The sequence below is a fragment of the Nostoc sp. genome, assembly GCF_036917395.1.
Taxonomy (GTDB): Bacteria; Cyanobacteriota; Cyanobacteriia; order Cyanobacteriales; family Nostocaceae; genus Nostoc.
In genome coordinates this window covers 12665-30284 of record NZ_JBALDI010000013.1, presented here as the reverse complement: position 1 = coordinate 30284, position 17620 = coordinate 12665, and the positions used below count along the sequence as shown (strand labels likewise).

Sequence of the window (17620 nt, the reverse complement as noted above, 5' to 3'; positions counted from 1 at the left end):
TGAATATAATGAAGTGGATTTTTCATTTTGGTAGACGGTCAAAATCCCGTTCTACCATTTTTTTGACACCTAGTTAATATTCCGGACGTGTCTAAAAACCTTTATGGCTCGTTGAGTCATTATCTGCGGTTTTTCCCTAATAGAAAATCCCTTAATTAATTGACATAGGCTGCTCATGCCATTACAGTTACGGGACTTTCTTGTACAAATTGTTCAAAGATGAACGGTAACATTTTCACACCACAACTCGTCGAATCTCTTGAGGATACATTGAAGTCTGACTCCAGATACCAGACCGGCAGAAGGTTTCAGATTTGATTTTACTAGTTCGTTCGCGTTGAAAAGGCTGGGTCGCCGCAAGAGCTTGATGCTGCCGAAACTAGTATGGCAGGCCCAGTCAGGTGCAGCGCCTGGTTTAGCCGCATAGTTCTCACCTACAGACCAAATTGGGCTGACTACCGTATAACCGAAATAACGGCTGGTGACTAACTTTTACATTGCTATGGCGCAGATTGAAATCTGTCGGTTGGAGTCGATACTCGGCAAAAAGCCGCAGCAGTTCTGCTTCGTGTTCGACGGCAAATACCAAGAATAGATCCGGTCGGCGATCGCCAGTTAGAATATTAATCGCCTGATGCACTGGCTCAGGGATGAAGAACGGGGGATCAACGACAATCACATCAAATTCTCGGTTAATCGGCTGCGGCTCCCGCAAATCATAAGGGAGGAAATCCGCGAATTCGGCAAATTTCGGGTCGATGTCTAGAAGCGTGACCCGACGCCCTCGTCGAGACCATTCGGCTGCAAGCCGAGGTGTACAAAGGCAACAGGGATTCGCGTATACATCCAGCGCACACACGAGCGTGGAAGCGGTTTGTTGTGTGAAGAAAATCTGGCTCAACGTGAAGTCAGGAGGCACAAACTGGTCGATGGGATCTACCCTAGACTCAAACCACGGCTGATCAGGACCGATTGCCATCCGCTCCGTCAAAACCCGCTTAAGTTGATCTTTGTCCATACGTAGACCTCTTGCGACATCTGTATAACGTCTCAAATCAGCGGCTACTGAGGTCTTTGATGCACCATTAGGATCTCATGTCAGTCGGCTGCATTGTAATGTTAGCTTGAATTTCTCACAAGTGAGAAAAAATAATTTAGGTGATTTTTTAAAAAGAAATTACCAGCTAAAGTGGTTGAATCAAGATATCCCATTTGGGGAAAAGTGGATTTCGCTGTAATCTAGACTCGACTTGCTTCATGGCTTTCTTAGTCAGGGAAATTTCTTTTTGGTAAATAGTCTTATTTTGAGCAAGTGAGCGAGATACTGACAGGCTTCATCAATAAATAGAATGTCATTGTTAGTTAGATTTAAAAGTTGGGAAAAATGTATTTGGTGAAACTACGCAAGTATAGCCCCTGCCATCCTGGTTAGGACAAGTCTGCTATGGATAGCTGTCAGAGCTGCTCTCTTCGATTTGCTAATCCCCTAAGCTGTCTGACCATTGCTATAACACTAATTTACAATTATGAGGCTTTAATCCGTATGAGTTCTGATTTTCAACCACCACCTAAGAGTTTGTCCATACTAGCTTCTGTAGGAGGAGTTGTTACCGCTGTAATAGCGATCGCAATTTTAAATTTTTGGTCTAAGCAACTTTCTCAGACCGTTCCCATAGCAAAATCTAAAATATCAACTTCCAGTCTTGATGCAAAATCTATAGTTTTGCAAGGGACACCTATTACTAAGAGCCAACTAACAGAAGCTAAGACTCCCTATGTTGCCCCTGGAGTCGGATCATTAACTCCAGAGGAAACTGCAACTGGCCGTCAGGCTTGGTTGTACTTTCAGCGGAACTGGAACAATGAAACTGGCTTAGTTAATTCTGTCGATGGTTTTAAGTCTGTGACGATGTGGGATCAAGCAGCAGCGATCGCAGCCTTAGTCAGTGCTAAAGAACTCAATATTGTGCCTGCGGCTGAATTTGAAGCAAAAATGAGCAAAATGTTGAAAACCCTGGCATCTATGCCCTTATACAAAGGTGAACTACCCAACAAGGTCTACAATGCAAAAACCCTTATACCGGTTAATTATGGTCAACTAGAAAAACGCGAAGAAATTGGTTGGTCAGCCATCGATTTAGGGCGGATGGCAATCTGGCTAAAAATTGTCGGGGCAAAGTATCCACAGTTGCGATCGCTTTCCACAGATGTTTGGAAACATTGGCAAGTCAACCGTCTTACCAAAAATGGACAAATGTACGGTACTGCCGTTATTGAAGGCAAAGAACAATATAACCAAGAAGGTCGCTTAGGGTATGAAAATTATGCTGCCTATGGTTTAAAGCTTTGGGGCTTGGATGTTAAGCAAGCCTTGGATTATGAGTCCCATACTGCCTTTGTTAATCTTTACGGACAGGGAATTCCTTACGACCAACGGGACTATAAAAACTCTGGAGCGAATAACTACGTTCTTAGCGAACCCTATATTTTAGATGGTATCGAAACTGGGTTTCAATCTTTGCCTAAAGCTTATGCTGATCGGATTTTGGCCGCTCAAGCAGCGCGTTATGAAGCGACAAAACAATTAACTGCCGTTACCGAAGACAACTTGGATCGTCCTCCATACTTTGTTTACAGTAGCTTGTTTGTCAATGGAGAACCTTGGGCAACCATCACAGATACTCGACAACAGCACAATGATTTGCGATTCCTTAGTGCCAAAGCTGCGATCGGTTGGCATGTGCTTTACAATACTACTTACACCAAGCAGTTATTTGATTTTGTCCAAGTTAACCTTAACTCTAAGGATGGCTGGTACAATGGCTTTTATGAATCCCTGCGTCAGCCGAATAAAACTCTCACCGCCAACAATAATGGCGTGATTTTAGAAAGCTTGCTGTATAAACAAGTTGGACAACCACTTACTGTGTGGGCAGGAGTCAGAAGCCAGAAGTCAACCGAAAGGGCTATCACAACACCATAACTTACAGCTAAGATTCTAAAGTAATGAAAAAACTGGCGTTGCATAGAAGTATGAATTCGAGCGACGCCAAATAGCCTGTCGTAGACATCGCCGGAGCAATGTTCAAGGTATGCATCAACTCATAACTGCAAAAATAGCAGAAAATATAGTAAACAAAATCACATATATGTTATAAGTGCAGGTGAACTGTCAGCTTCACAGTAGTGTTGGGCTAGTGTAATCGCCTCATGATAAAAGCCTCTTAACAGAAACTGAAACGTCTGCGAATGCTAGTGGTGTAATCATTCCTTCTCCAATAGTATGTTCTTCAAGGTATTTACCATCTTGAGGGTTCCTTAACACAATCATCTGCTTAGTAGATAAATCTAGAACCCAATATTCCTGAATTGCAGCTGTTGCATAAATCACAGCTTTGATATCCAAGTCCTTCTTTAAGCTTGTCTTGGCAACTTCCACAATCCAGAAAATATCTTGAGGAGCAGGATGGCGATCATTGTAGGATGATTCTGGAAGTCGAACAATTGCAATATCAGGTTCGGGTTCTGAGTTGGATAGTGTAATGGGCCCATTAAAACGAACATCAGCTTTACCTGACAGCAACTCTTCTAAATATTTTGCACCTCGTTTTGCTGTAGTGTAATGAATCGGGGTTTCTGGACTCATCTCAACAATTTCGCCTGCTAGCAATTCCACATGACGACCACGCAGAATGTCTGCCTCAACCATGCGATGATAGTCGTTTACAGACCATTTAGCCAACGTCTTCATAGCAGAACTGCTCACATTCTTGTGATAAACCTAATTTAATTTTATAGTTGCTTGACTCAGAAGTACCCCAATCGACATCAAACGCAGTTAAGCTTTGCAACTCAACCAGCCATATTAAGGCCTTCTGGTGCAACCACTTGTTAGACTACTGCAACTAGAGCAGGTTTTATTGCTCAATAAATTTTTACAAAACTGCATTAAGGCGAATCATCAGACATTTAAATCAAGCTTTTTCCTCTACGTAACATTTCTGGAGAAGTTATAACTTCAATGCAATTTTTGGGCAATATACAAACTTTTTCCGTATACAGACCCCGTTTAAGTAAACAATATAGAAAATTTCCGTATAATTCACCCTGATATTTATAATTTTTACGACTATCATCCTGTAGTCAGATACTATACAGATTTTTTCTGGATATCAAACTATGGAAAAACACCCGAAGAATTTGATGGAACAGGTTCAGGATGTAATTCGCTTTAAACATTATTCATACAATACTGAGAAAACCTATATTCCAAAGCGTGATGGTCAAGGTGTTCGTAATCCGCTTGACTCATAAAAAATCTATCATAAGTGCGCGATTTGATGTTGTTCGCTGGCGCTACTCGACTGAATCGATAAAGCCATTATGAAAAGAATAGACCTAATAAAGCTCGATTTATGAATATAGCTGTACAGACAGGCTATGACACTACTAACTCCATCTTTGCATTATGATATACAAACCCCGTCAACAAAAGCTGTTGAGATGGATTGCATTGTTCTTAGTGGGAACATTTCTGCAATTGTTGTTTTACATGCCGACACCAGTCTTATCCCAAAATTCCAGTATTTGTAGCAATATTACAGCCCCACTCACCCCTGAGGAACAAACTTACGCTCGTGGTGCTTGGCAATATTTTGTCAAAAATTATCAGCCAGCAACAGGATTTACCAATTCTACTGGGGGTTATCCTTCTGGTACACTCTGGGATATGGGTAACTATCTGATGGCATTGAATGCTGCACGATGGTTGAATCTTACTGACCAAGCAGACTTTGATGCACACCTCAACAAATTTTTAACGACTCTGAGCAGCCTGAAGTTATTTGAAGATACCTTGCCCAATAAAGTCTATAACGCAGCCAACGCACAAATGGTTGATTATGGCAATAATCCCCTTGAGCGGGGTATTGGCTGGTCTGCTTTGGATGTCGGGCGAATACTTGCGGCGTTTAATGTCATCCGTACCTGTCATCCTCAATATAATGAGTGGCTCAAAGGAATTGTAGCAAAGTGGCAAGTGGCGCGATCGCTCAAAGATGGACAACTTTTTGGCGCTACTGTTCTCCCAGACAACAAAACGTTACTGGTGCAAGAAGGACGACTTGGTTATGAAGAATACGGCGCTAGAGGTTATCAACTTTGGGGTTTCTCTGCACCAAAAGCTATTGCTTTTGAGCCGTTTAACTTAGTCGAAATTAATGGTGTCCAAATTCCCGTTGATACCCGTGATTTTAAAAGCACCAACGCTAATAATTACGTTGTTAGTGAGTCTTATATCCTTGATGGGATTGAATTTGGCTTGCAAGGTGAGTTAGCTGATTTTGCTGCCAGGGTTTTAGATGTGCAAAAACGGCGTTACGATAGCACAGGCCAGTTGACTGCGGTCACAGAAGACAATATTGACCAAGCGCCTTATTTTCTTTACAATACCGTCTACGCAAACGGTGCAAACTGGGCAACTATTACCGATGCCAACCAGCCTTATCCACAGTTTCGTAGCATCAGCACAAAAGCTGCTTTTGGCTGGCGTTATCTTTTTCCAGATAATGCTTATGCCCAAAAAGTTTTTGATGCAGTTAAGGATCTCCGCAGTCCTGATGATAGTGGTTACTATGCTGGTATCTATGAAGAATCAAAACAACCCAATAAAGCTTTAACAGGTAACACTAATGGGCTAATTTTGGAGATTTTATACTACAAAGCTAAGGGAAATCACCCCTTAATTGCTTCCACTTCTGCAAGTGTGTCTACTGGCAAGCCCAGTGAAAATGCTTCTCCTGCAACAGCCTCAAATCAACCGAATTCTACTGTTACGAGTCCAACTCCAAATCAACCGAATTCTGCTGTTACGACTCCGACTGCAACCCCTGCGGATATTTCTAAAATTACGGAAGTGACCGTTGCACCTATTCCACCAGTGGATAGCCCTAAACCATCATCTCAGATGAAGATGGATCGACCACTGACGGTTATTGAACGGCGTTATGCGGAAGCGGCTTGGCGATACTTTCAAGCGAATTATCACTCCAAGAGTGGGCTGATCGACGATCGCAGTGATTTCAAAGGCGCAACTCTCTGGGGCTTAGGAGATTATCTTGCAGCACTTCATGCAGCGCGATCGCTCGATATAATTACGCCGAAAGAATTTGACCAGCGCACCCGCCATCTTTTAGGAGCATTGACAAAGTTACCGTTGTTTGCTAAAGAGTTACCGGGTCGGGGTTACGATACGCGATCGCTCCAACCAGTAGATTATGGTGGAAATCCAGTTCCAGAAGGAAACGGCTGGTCAGCTTTAGATTTAGGCAGGATACTAGCAGCGCTTTACAACTTAAAAACCTGTCATCCAGAATACACGGCTGCCGTAGATAAAATTGTGCTGGATTGGTCATACTTGCGTGTGGTGCGTGAAGGTATTCTCTCCAGTGCTATAACCGCCAAAGATCAAGATGGGCGATCGCTTACCCGCGTCAACCCTGAAACCCGCTTGGGTTATGAGGAATATGCAGCTCGTGCTTTTCAGTTATGGGGATTTAATCTTGAGCATTCTGCTATTGGTGGTGAATATCAAACTGCCTCAGTAGAGGGAGTGAAAGTACCAATCCAACGCCGTCGCACAGATACTAACTCCAAAGTTAATCAATACACAGTTAGCAATCCTTTCTTACTCTATGCACTGGAGTTTGGACTAGATCCACAAATGCGATCGCTTTTTGAACCAATTTTTCAGGCGCAAGCTGAACGTTACCGTCGCACCAACACCCTCACAGCCTCAGCCACCACTTTGATTGATCGTAAACCTTACACTGTCCACAGCACAATTACTGGAAAAGGTGAGCCTTGGGCAGCTTTAGCAGATGACGGGCAAACTGTACCAAAGGGGCGATTGGTAAGTACAGCAGTCGCTTTTGCCTATCATGCCCTGCTTCCAGAAAACAAGTATGGTCAAGAGTTACTGCAAGGAACGACCGACTTATACAATCCATTAGCCGGCTTTTATGAGGGTTTCTATGAAGCCACAGGTAAAACAGCAATTGGTTTCACCAGCAGCACCAACAGTATGATTTTGCAATCCTTGCTATACAAAGTGATGAATCGACAACCCCTAATTCGTCCGACTACCACGATGAACTCTCCTTGGTGGGTAGCAGTTAGCAAAAGTGATTCTGGGCGAGGTCTACCCAACACTACCACACAACAAATCAAGTTAATTTCTGATTCTTCTGGAAGTTACTGGGTTTCGGGTAGCGAAAATACTCGGTTAGTAACTGGCACAAAAGTTACAGAATAAGTTGACACGCACCTCACTTTAAGCTCATCCCACGCCTTGCAGGGGTGGGCTTTCTCCCCGACTGTTTGTAATTACAAAGCTATGTTTGTTATTAATCAGTTGTATTTGGGAATACTTGTACATGATGCAGTAGCTTTCACGAGCAACAGACATCTCGATTCAAAATCCCTGTTTATTCCTTCAAATCTATGAACAAGGTACGACTGGCGTTGATGATGCTAATTTTACTAGGAAGCATCTTTGCAAATAAAAATCTAATGGCGGTTACTGATGCCCCAAGGCAACTCGAAAACCGAAAATTAAACCAAATTCGCAACCAAACAGCTTCCAATACTCCTGTACTGCTGGGACTCTATGCCCCAGATTATCTAGGAGATCAAAGTAAAATTGACAGTGAATTGCGTCAAGTCGATCAATGGGTTGGTAAGCGCCATTCTATTGCTGGATTTTTCTTAGATATCGAAGACTCGAATCCTGCTTACAACATTCCAGTTCCCCTAAAACAACTGAGGCAAAATGGATACACAGCCTTTATTAATCTCAAATCCACTCGTTCAGCAGCGCAGATTGCTAGGGGAGACGTAGATAGTTCTCTGCAAAAAGTGGCAAAAGCCTATGCTGACTGGGCAAATGCAGGCGAGGGACGGATGGCGTTTATCGCGCCGTTGCAAGAGATGAATATTACTGGAGAAGCATACAGCAAAGACCCGCAGAACTTCAAGTTAGCTTATCAACGTATCCAAAAGATATTTAAAGAGGCTGGTGTATCTTCACAGACAATCCGTTGGGTATTTGCGCCTAATGGTTGGAGTGAAAACAATGAAAATCGCTTTGAAAACTACTATCCTGGGGACAAGTCTGTAGATGTCGTTGCCTTTAGTTCATATAACTGGGGATATTGTAGTAACTCTTCTTGGAAACATTGGAATAGTCCCAAAGAGGCTTTTGAACCATATATCAAGCGGATGAAAGCTATGGCTCGCAGTAAGCCGATTTTCATCGCTCAAACAGCTAGTACAAGTAATACGCAAAAGGGTTTACAAAAAAATGCCAAAGACCAATGGTTAAGAGACTCCTATACTCAGCTATCTGCAATGGGTGTAAAAGCCATCATTTACTTCAATATTAATAAGGAATGTGATTGGGCAATTAACAGTAATAGCGGCAAATCTGCTGGTTATAAAGATGCGGCAAATAATCCGGCTTTCGGCTATTTATCCCCTGGTGAGTTGGCAAAGAAGATATAAATGGCAACAAGCGTTATTAAAAGCATGATTTTGCAATCAGTTTTGTACACAACGACAAATCAACAACTCCTGCTTTGTCCGAGTTCGGCGACGTGGCAATGCTCTCTTACCCCATCTATAATCATTGCTGCCCCTGATAACTTTAACCCTGATGTCGAAACACCACGGCCACAAACCGTTGCAGAACCTACTGCTCCCACAATCACAGTCACCCCACTACCGCTAAAACCAAAACCGACACCACCAAAACCAACAGCTACGCCGGAAAAACCTGTTACTCCTTCGCCAACAACTTCTTTACCACGATTGACCCAAGAAGCGGATCAAATTGCCGCCGGGCGGGCTTGGAAATATTTTGAGCGTAACTGGAATCCCCAAACAGGTTTAGTAAATTCAGCAGACAACCTACCGTGGACAACTTGGTGGGATCAGGGTAGCGCCTTATTAGGAATTCATGCAGCTTACCAGTTAGGGTTACTGCCGAAATATAGATTTCAACAGCGGATGAACACGTTGCTACAGACGTTGGAAAAACTACCGCTACCTGCAACTGGTTTGCCTAATAAAGCTTATAGTACCCGTACTGCCGAAATGCGCCATCTCAATGACACCCCCGATCCCAAGGGTATGAGTGGTTGGTCAGTCTTGGATATGGCGCGATTTTTATTAGGATTGCATGTTATACGATCGCATTATCCAGAATATAGCGATCGCATTAATCGCATCGTGACTCGCTGGAATCTATCGAAACTTGTCAAAGATGGTTGGTTAAATGGTGCTATTCCTAAAGCAAGTGGACTTCTCGAAGTACAAGAAGGGCGGTTAGGCTATGAGCAATATGCTGCTCAGAGTTTAAAGCTGTGGAACATTCGAGCTACTAATGCTCTCTCCAATCCACCAGTTAAGATGGTTGAAGTTGATGGTATTACTCTGCAAATCGATCAACGGAATTTAAAAAACTCTGGAGCTACTAACTATCTAACAAATGATCCTTATTTGCTTTGGGGTTTAGAAATGGGTTGGAATGATGCTGTCAAGCTTCAAGTCCAAAATCTTTTCAAAGTGCAACAACAACGATTCAAGCGCACTGGAATTTTAACTGCTATAAATGAAGATTCGTTGGATCGTCCTCCTTACTTTCTGTATTACAGTGTCTACGCCAATGGGAAAGCTTGGCAAGCCGTTAACGTTACAGGAAAAGCCTATCCCCAATTCCGGTTTGTCAGTACGAAAGCAGCATTTTCTTGGTTTGCTCTCATGCCAGATCAGCCTTACACGAAAAAGCTACGAGACTTTGCTCAAAATTTAGCCGATAAAAATCGCGGCTATCTTTCAGGGCGATATGAAAACTCCAAACTGGGTGTTAATGCTTCAGTTGACGTTAATACGAATGCGATCATTTTAGAAAGTTTGCTTTACCAAGCCAGAGGCAGACATCCACTGGTGCTTGATGCAAGGAGCCAGCCAAAGCATGGGAGACAGTAGAAATAAATAAAATTCTTAACAACTCCTAATTCTCAATTCTTAACTCTTAATTCCCAATTCTTAACTCCTAACTCAGCACTTTTTTTCGTTGCACTAGCCTTTTACATTTCTTACTGGTACTAAGATGACTTCAATTTCTATTAGTGATAATTCCTCAAATTTTTCCGGCAATAGTCGCTCATCACTCAAAAAAAGAACACTGTTATTTCGCTACCTGGCAGAAATCAATTTAATTTTTGGGTTCTGGTATTTGCAATGGCGCATTACCCATTCGATCAATTTTGATGTGCTGTGGATTTCTATTCCTTTGCTGATAGCAGAAATTTATAGCTATTTCGGTGGCGTAATGTTTGTAATTGGGTTATGGCGTCCTTTAGTGCGACAGATTAAGTCTCTCGATCAGATGACCCCACCTCTACCCAGATCCGAATGGCCAACAGTAGATGTATTTGTGACCTGCTACAACGAGTCACCAAAAATTGTCGAAGAAACTGCCAAAGCTGCTCTGACAATGGATTACCCACCAACAAGGTTACGGGTTTATGTCCTTGATGATGGTAACTCTGCTGATATGCGGGCTATGACAGAAAGATTATGTATTGAGGACTTGCAGTCACCACAACTACAACAAGAAGCAGCTCAAATTGATGCAGAACACTCTTGTTTGTTACAGCGCCTGAAGCAACTGGAAAATCTCACACCTAATACTCAAGCCGCTGAACAATGGCTGCAAACATCATCATCAGAGCCAATAGTTAACCAGTTGGCTATCGAATTTGTGCAAAGTCTGCAACAGTTTATACTTTGGTTACCTCCAGATCATCAAAGTATAAGCGATCGCCTAACTACCGAACGGAAAGCCTTAGAAAAAGCTATTCGCAACAAAGAACTGGAACTAGTGGAACTCTCCCGGTTTCGCTACATTGCTCGTCCCAAGACACCTGGCGTAGCGCATCATGCTAAAGCAGGCAACATTAATTACGCAATTTTTTCTGGAGAAACAGCAGGAAATTTTATTGTTACTCTAGATGCGGACCACATTCCCAAACCAAATTTTCTCAAGCGAGTTCTGCCTTATTTTTATACATATAATCTTTCAACAGGAAAATACGACCAGAATAAAATTGCTTTTGTACAGACCCGCCAGGATTTTTACAATATTCCTCCAGACGATCCTTTTGGACATCGAGCAAATTTATTTTATGGACCACTTCAACAAGGTAAAGATGGTATGAATGCTGCGTTCTATACGGGCACAAATGCGATATTGAGGCGTGAGGCATTAGTTAGTGTAGGACTGCAAAATTTTGCTGATGAATTTACCAAAGATGAAAAACGTTTGGATGAATTCGATTTAGTTGGTGGAGTATCAAGTAATAGCATTACGGAAGATATGAATACAGCCATGCGTCTGCATAGTGCTGGCTGGAAATCTATTTATCACAATGAACTTTTGGCACAAGGTTTAGCGCCAGAAGACCTGAGTTCTACTCTTAAACAGCGACTACGCTGGGCACAAGGAACTATCCAAGTGCTAGTTAGGGAAAATCCACTGACAAAATCAGGGCTAACGTTTTGGCAAAGGTTGCAATATTTTAAGACGATGTATAGTTATTTCTCTGGTTTTGCAACTCTAGTTTTTATTTCTTGTCCAATTATCTATTTTTTTACGGACATTGTTCCAGTTAAAACCTACGGCTCTGACTTTGCCCTCCACTTTTTCCCAGCTTTTATTATCAACCGTCTTACTTTCATAGCAGCTACTTGGGGCATTCCAGCTAGAGAAGTTTGGCGCTCTGAACAATATGCGATCGCTTTATTTCCCTTGCTGATCCAAGCGGTATGGAGTGTATTTACAGGACAAAAACTTAATTTTCAAGTCACACCTAAACAAAGGCAATCCGGTATTTATCTTCGACTAGTTTGGCCACAGTTAGTTGTCTTTACCCTTACTATTCTGGGGATATTATGGAGTGTTTACTGCTTTGCAATTGGTCATCTAAATAATCCTTTTGTTCACCTACTCAATGGTGCGTGGGCTATCTATAACTTACTACTTTTGTCGGTTATCATCCGCGCATCTGTTTGGCAGCCTCCAAAAGAAGCCTAAGAGGGACACAAAGGAGAATAACTCTTAACTCTTTTATAAATCCAATCTAGAAAACATAGCCATGAATACTTATTCAGACTCAAACAACTTTGGTCAACAAACTGTCTTAACAATTTATGCTCATGCTGATGATGAAGTTTTACCTGCTGCTGGCACTCTCAGTCTAATGTCCAAGGCAGGATGGAATATTCGTTGCTTAATTTTGACTGATGGCAGTCTTTCCAGTTCATCTGTTAAGGGTACACGTCATCAAGAAGCAGATGCAGCGGGTAAAATCATCGGTGCAACTTACGAGTTCTATGCACTTGAGGAGTATAATTTTTCTACACAAGCAGTGATTAAAGTTACTGAAGATGCTATTGAGCGTTGGCAACCGGATTTGATTATTACTCATGCACCACAACCTGAAAAATATGGACATAGAGATCATGAAATATGTGCGATCGCAGTTTCTAATGTTGCTACCCGTAAAAATATAACTTTATGGTATTCAGCACCACCTGTTTTTTTACGTGGTTTTGAACCAAACTTTTTTGTGAATATCACCTCTGTAATTGAGGAAAAGGTTGCAGCTATTGGTTGTTATGAATCAGAGTTAAATAAAACATTTATGCAACTTGATGCCATACTGGTTCTATCTCGTTTTTGGGCACGAGAGTTAGGTCAGAAAGATGGTTATTTTGAAGCTTTTGAAATCTCCAGGCAATGTGTGGATGCTAGCTTTTTTACTACAATAGCAAATAAGAATTACCAATCAATTAAACAAAGCTAATTGCATATAAAACACAAAACTTTTGTAATTGACCACGGGGTGATTACAAATAAAAACACAATATATCTCAATGAATTAAGGAGTTACAGGGATTAATTTCAGCGATTCCACCTGATTGAATAAAGGTGAAGAAGTGGGTATGAAAAAGAGGAGTTAAGCAACGTTTGTTACTTGTTCACAAGAAGCAGGAACTTTTGGAAATAAAGAAGGAGAGTTTACCAGTGTGTGCAGCACTCGTTGCTGCTGTCATAAAATCCATGACATTCCATTTTACTTGAGCGTAGTGACAACAGTTAATATCCTTTGCACAAAAATACTTATAATTTGAATTTGAGAGCTAAAACTGGTACGTCGCTTTCCTCATAGGAGGACGAATAACTCTAACGGATACGCATTATTAATTGATTCTCCACTCTCAGCTTTCACAAAAAACCATAAAGCTGGTTCAATTTACAGTAACTGGCAACAAGTACGAATAGTTTTGGCAAGTGGTGTTTTTTCTTTGGAACTAATTGGTTATAAACTATTGCTCTATCTCTTGCGGTTTACTTATGTCAATGCCAAAATATAAATATATATTTTTCAAAGCAAATAGTAGGAAAATAAAACCATGACTTTGAATGTAAAAGTACTAGAGTTAACTGGGATTTTAGATGGAATTAGAGGTAATGAATTGCGTCGTGAAGTTAGCGGTATTCTGGCAAACGGAGCTGACATTTTGTTAATTGACATGAAAGAAGTAAAGTTTATCGATAGCTCTGGTTTAGGTGCTTTAGTATCAGCAATGCAAATGGTGCGAAATGCTAACAGTAAACTTTTTGTTTGTTCTATTAGCGATCAAGTCAGGATGTTGTTTGAGTTGACTAAAATGGATAGGATTTTTAAAACCTTTACTGATCAAGATGAATTCAATCGCCAAGTGTTAGCAACACAATAGGCTGCTAAACAATACAACATTTGAATAGACCTGTCCAGAAATTTATAACCCAATCTGTACAAGGGTTTTCAAGCCTGCCTATATGTCTTCAATCAATATAGGAATAAGAGTTTGGCATAGTTGATAATAGTTTAAAGATAAAAAATAGTATTTTCAAACTTTGAACTTCAACAAGATTTATTATGCTGTATAATACCCAAAATCTATTGGAGGCAAATTTTAGAGTTTATAAAGATAAAATTTTATATTTTATCTTTAGGCTTATTTTATTTTCGGACGGGTCTATTGTGCTTATTTGACTATACTAGCTAAAATTAACTTTTACTAAAGATAAGTCATCATCAAGATTATCTTGAGCATTTAAGGTAAGAATCTTTGCTAATAGTTGATTTAGGTTGCACGTATCTTTCAGGCTATATTCAGTTAGTAAGTCAATAAAAGCATCAATACCCCAAATTTTACCATCTGGCTGATTAATTTCATAAGCTCCATCACTAAAAATGTATAAAGTGCTGTTTTCTTCGATCTCAAGAATAGCATCCTCAAATTTGACATCAGCTAAAAAGCCAACAGGTAGATCCAAAGAACTTAGCTGTTTAACTTGGATGCTGTTCGTACTATTAGATAACAGTAAAGCTGGTGGATGTCCGGCGTTGGCATAAATGAGTTGACGTTTAAGACGGTGATAAACTCCATACCAGATTGTGAAGTATTTATCACCATGCTTTGTCATTTGGAAGGCGTGATTAAGCGCTTTCAATACTTCACTAGGTTGACAAAAGTTAGTGTTTGGTAGAGATTGCGATCGCAATATATTCAGCACAGATACTGATAGGAGGGCTGAACCTACCCCGTGACCTGATACATCCAACAAATAAATTGCCAAATTATCCTCATCAATCCAATGATGGTCGAAGCAATCACCTCCTAGCTGCGCTGAGGGAATAAACAGATTTTCTGTAGTTACTGATCCTACAAGCGGTGATGGTAGAAGCGATCGCACATAAGCAGATGCCTCAGACAATTCTGCTTCCAAAATTTGCTTTTGGGTTTGTAAATCCTGATTGAGTGTCTCTAAAGCTTGTTTTTGACTTTGTAAATCCTGATTTAACTGGTGTAATCTTAGTCCTGCTCTTACCCGTGCTTTCAATTCATTCATCTCTATTGGTTTAGAGATAAACTCATCTGCTCCAGCGTCAAGTCCCCTAACTCTATCTTCCTCCTCTCCTCGAGCTGCTCCCCTAGCCGTCAATAGAATAAAAAAAGTAGTTGTCAACTTTGGATCTGCTCTAATTCGACGACACACTTCTAGCCCATCTAGCTGGGACATCATCCAGTCACAGATAATTAGAGCAGGATGTAGCAGTTGTGCTTGTGTAATTCCTTCTTCGCCATTGCTGGCTACAGTAGTCTCATAACCCTGGTTTTGGAGTGTTCTTTTTAATACTGTTCGCACTATAGGGTCATCATCAATAACCAGAATTTTAAACATAAATTACAGTTTTCTAAGTAAATCGTTGCTTTACATTTAACTTATATGCAATTTAGTTTTTAATGTATAGTAAAAATACTCAAATTAAATAAACTAATTAACGAATATGATGATTTTAAAATATTTTATTGGTTAAAAAGTGAAAAACAAAATTTCTCTAAAAGTAAACACAGACCTGACAGAGTCGCCTCAAGTGCTGTTTTGGTTCGAGCAGATGAATCTACCACCTATTCCTGATAAACAAATTTGGTGGCAATGTCAAACACTGATGATAGAAGGCTTTACTAACATTGTTGAACATGCCCACAAAAATTTACCTATTGAAACTCTTATTGAGATGGAAGCTATCCGATTAGATGAATACATAGAAATTCGCATCTGGTCTCAAGGTGAACCCTTTGACTTAGAGCAGCAATTGCGGCAAATATGTGAATTTGAGGAGAATGAGCAAGAGCGTGGCCGTGGTTTAAAAATCATGTCCGCCATTGCCGACAAATTGAGTTATGAGCCGACAGGAGATAACCGTTACTGTTTATTTATTAGTAAATATTACCAAAGTTGCAACGGCAGTCAGGAGTTAGGAGTTAGGAGTCCTGATTAAAAATTCTTGGATGCCTTTAACAAATTCTTCTAACTCTGAGATTATGTTAGTAGTACCTCGACGCTCTTGGTTATAAGCTAGTTGTTCTAGCTTTTCTACTGCTAAATGCATAGTTGTAGCTCCAACATTGGCGCTAGCACCTTTAATTTGATGGATTTCTCGCGCTAGTTGCTCAAAATTATCAGTAGCGATCGCTATTTTAATTATCTCAAGACGAGGTTGAATATCTTCAACAAATAATTGCAGTAGTTCCAATTCAAATTCTGGGTTATTTTCTGAGAGTTGATGCAAGCGTTCCCAATCAATTGGGAGGTCAACTGAACCGACATCTGTTGTAGAAACTGTCTGTTCCACGGCATCCATTTCTTTTACCTTGAATATCATACTTGCCCAATGCTCTAGTGTCGCCGCTAAATTTTCTTTCATTACCGGCTTGCTCAGATAGTCGTCCATTCCGGCATCTAGACACATTTGTTTGTCTTCTTTCATCGCATTAGCTGTCATCGCAATTACCACAGGACGACGACCACTGGCAAAGCTGCTTTCTTGCCAACTATGAATTTCTTTTGTGGTTTCCAAACCGTCCAGAACTGGCATTTGGCAATCCATCAGAATCAAATCGTAAGGAATTTTTTCTAATAGCTGCAACGCTTCTTTCCCATTACCAGCCACATCAGCACTGTAGCCCAGGCTTTTTAGTTGCTTCAAGGCTATTTTCTGATTCACCAGATTATCCTCAGTTAAGAGAATTCTCAGTTTGGAGAAGTCAGGAGGCTGGGAAGAAGACACAGAAACACAGGGACGCGGGGACACAGAGAACGTAGTGGATGGATTCTCTGTGTCTAGCACTCTCCCTCTATGAGACGCTCCTTCGAGTTGGGAGAAGACTATAGTGGCTCCTGCTAACTCCTGATTCTCCGGCTCCTCTGGAATAATAGAAGCGGCAATCGTAAAGTAAAATGTACTACCTGCACCAAGCTCACTTTCAACCCAAATTCTGCCACCCATTAACTCGCACAGTTGCTTACAAATGGCAAGACCTAACCCAGTACCACCATACTGTCGAGTAATGGAGGAGTTAACTTGACTGAAGGCTTTAAATAAACGTTCAACGCGATCGCGTGGAATTCCGATGCCTGTATCTTTAACACTAAACTGAATCTCATCAGTATTTGCAGGAGAATGATTAATATTGCTATTTTTGCGGGTTATAACTGAAACTTCTATACTTCCAGTTCCAGTAAATTTAATAGCATTACTAAGTAAATTAATCAAGATTTGGCGCAGTCGGGTGATATCACCCACAATCCTAGTAGGAACTTTAGGAGTATCTAAAAATGTGAGTTTTAAACCTTTTTCTCTAGCTTTAGGTGCAAGTAAATAAAGAACCTCATTAATGCAATTTCGCAAACAAAAAGGTTCCTCTTCTAGTTCAAAGTTCCCCGATTGTATTTTGGAGAAGTCAAGGAAATCGTTAATAATTTTGAGTAAGGAATTTCCACTGGTATAAATGGTTTCAACAAAGTCTTGCTGTTCGGCAGTCAATCCACTATCTAGTAACAAACTAGCCATACCAGTTACTGATGCGATCGGAGTCCGAACTTCATGGCTAATCATTGCTAAAAATCCCTGTTTAGCAAGTTCTGCCTGCTTCCGTTCAGTCA

At 40.8% G+C, this 17620-nt stretch carries 11 protein-coding genes and 1 pseudogene; 8 read left to right on the top strand and 4 right to left on the bottom strand.

Annotated features, from left to right (window positions below; all coding sequences use genetic code 11):
- Positions 1-430 precede the first annotated feature (430 nt).
- The gene (locus V7K46_RS08445; protein ID WP_335112101.1) at positions 431-979 is read right to left on the bottom strand and encodes a hypothetical protein; all 549 of its coding nucleotides are present in this window, start codon (positions 977-979) and stop codon (positions 431-433) included.
- A gap of 564 nt (positions 980-1543) precedes the next feature.
- On the opposite strand from V7K46_RS08445, the gene V7K46_RS08440 reads away from it, so the two are divergent.
- Positions 1544-2983 carry a DUF3131 domain-containing protein gene (locus V7K46_RS08440; protein ID WP_335112099.1) on the top strand — a complete coding sequence of 480 codons (1440 nt, stop codon included), beginning with the start codon at positions 1544-1546 and terminating at the stop codon, positions 2981-2983.
- A gap of 225 nt (positions 2984-3208) precedes the next feature.
- Here V7K46_RS08440 and V7K46_RS08435 read toward each other — a convergent pair whose 3' ends face one another.
- On the bottom strand, positions 3209-3751 hold the full coding sequence (locus V7K46_RS08435) for a Uma2 family endonuclease (protein ID WP_335112098.1): 543 nt from the start codon (positions 3749-3751) through the stop codon (positions 3209-3211).
- Between the two features lie 717 nt (positions 3752-4468).
- Between V7K46_RS08435 and V7K46_RS08430 the strand changes: the two genes are divergently transcribed.
- The 6 genes from V7K46_RS08430 to V7K46_RS08405 all read left to right on the top strand — a co-directional run bounded on the left by V7K46_RS08430 (position 4469) and on the right by V7K46_RS08405 (position 13863).
- Positions 4469-7312: a DUF3131 domain-containing protein gene (locus V7K46_RS08430; protein WP_335112097.1), complete on the top strand. Its 2844-nt coding sequence runs from the start codon at positions 4469-4471 to the stop codon at positions 7310-7312.
- 188 nt (positions 7313-7500) lie between these two features.
- On the top strand, positions 7501-8559 hold the full coding sequence (locus V7K46_RS08425; RefSeq protein WP_335112096.1) for a hypothetical protein: 1059 nt from the start codon (positions 7501-7503) through the stop codon (positions 8557-8559).
- A complete protein-coding gene (locus tag V7K46_RS08420) occupies positions 8560-10044 on the top strand; it encodes a DUF3131 domain-containing protein (RefSeq protein ID WP_335112095.1) in 1485 nt (494 codons plus the stop codon).
- 124 nt (positions 10045-10168) lie between these two features.
- The gene (locus V7K46_RS08415) at positions 10169-12154 is read left to right on the top strand and encodes a glycosyltransferase (RefSeq protein ID WP_335112094.1); all 1986 of its coding nucleotides are present in this window, start codon (positions 10169-10171) and stop codon (positions 12152-12154) included.
- A 61-nt stretch (positions 12155-12215) separates the two neighbouring features.
- Positions 12216-12926, top strand: a complete 711-nt coding sequence (locus V7K46_RS08410; RefSeq protein ID WP_335112093.1) for a PIG-L deacetylase family protein — start codon at positions 12216-12218, stop codon at positions 12924-12926.
- A gap of 610 nt (positions 12927-13536) precedes the next feature.
- Positions 13537-13863 carry an STAS domain-containing protein gene (locus V7K46_RS08405; RefSeq protein ID WP_335112092.1) on the top strand — a complete coding sequence of 109 codons (327 nt, stop codon included), beginning with the start codon at positions 13537-13539 and terminating at the stop codon, positions 13861-13863.
- Between the two features lie 304 nt (positions 13864-14167).
- Here the strand turns inward: V7K46_RS08405 and V7K46_RS08400 are convergent, their stop codons facing one another.
- Positions 14168-15355, bottom strand: a complete 1188-nt coding sequence (locus V7K46_RS08400; protein ID WP_335112091.1) for a SpoIIE family protein phosphatase — start codon at positions 15353-15355, stop codon at positions 14168-14170.
- A 139-nt stretch (positions 15356-15494) separates the two neighbouring features.
- Between V7K46_RS08400 and V7K46_RS08395 the strand changes: the two genes are divergently transcribed.
- On the top strand, positions 15495-15956 hold the full coding sequence (locus V7K46_RS08395; protein ID WP_335112090.1) for an ATP-binding protein: 462 nt from the start codon (positions 15495-15497) through the stop codon (positions 15954-15956).
- On the opposite strand, the pseudogene V7K46_RS08390 reads toward V7K46_RS08395, so the two are convergent.
- Positions 15933-17612 (bottom strand): annotated as a pseudogene (locus V7K46_RS08390) (ATP-binding protein); the annotation flags it as partial. The gene V7K46_RS08395 and the pseudogene V7K46_RS08390 sit on opposite strands and share 24 nt — an antisense overlap.
- Positions 17613-17620: the final 8 nt, after the last annotated feature.

Coding starts and splice junctions, on each gene's coding strand:
- V7K46_RS08430 (WP_335112097.1), top strand. CDS start 4,469: ATGATATACAAACCCCGTCAACAAAAGCTGTTGAGATGGATTGCATTG.
- V7K46_RS08420 (WP_335112095.1), top strand. CDS start 8,560: ATGGCAACAAGCGTTATTAAAAGCATGATTTTGCAATCAGTTTTGTAC.
- V7K46_RS08415 (WP_335112094.1), top strand. CDS start 10,169: ATGACTTCAATTTCTATTAGTGATAATTCCTCAAATTTTTCCGGCAAT.
- V7K46_RS08440 (WP_335112099.1), top strand. CDS start 1,544: ATGAGTTCTGATTTTCAACCACCACCTAAGAGTTTGTCCATACTAGCT.
- V7K46_RS08445 (WP_335112101.1), bottom strand. CDS start 979: ATGGCAATCGGTCCTGATCAGCCGTGGTTTGAGTCTAGGGTAGATCCC.
- V7K46_RS08425 (WP_335112096.1), top strand. CDS start 7,501: ATGAACAAGGTACGACTGGCGTTGATGATGCTAATTTTACTAGGAAGC.
- V7K46_RS08410 (WP_335112093.1), top strand. CDS start 12,216: ATGAATACTTATTCAGACTCAAACAACTTTGGTCAACAAACTGTCTTA.
- V7K46_RS08435 (WP_335112098.1), bottom strand. CDS start 3,751: ATGAAGACGTTGGCTAAATGGTCTGTAAACGACTATCATCGCATGGTT.
- V7K46_RS08405 (WP_335112092.1), top strand. CDS start 13,537: ATGACTTTGAATGTAAAAGTACTAGAGTTAACTGGGATTTTAGATGGA.
- V7K46_RS08400 (WP_335112091.1), bottom strand. CDS start 15,355: ATGTTTAAAATTCTGGTTATTGATGATGACCCTATAGTGCGAACAGTA.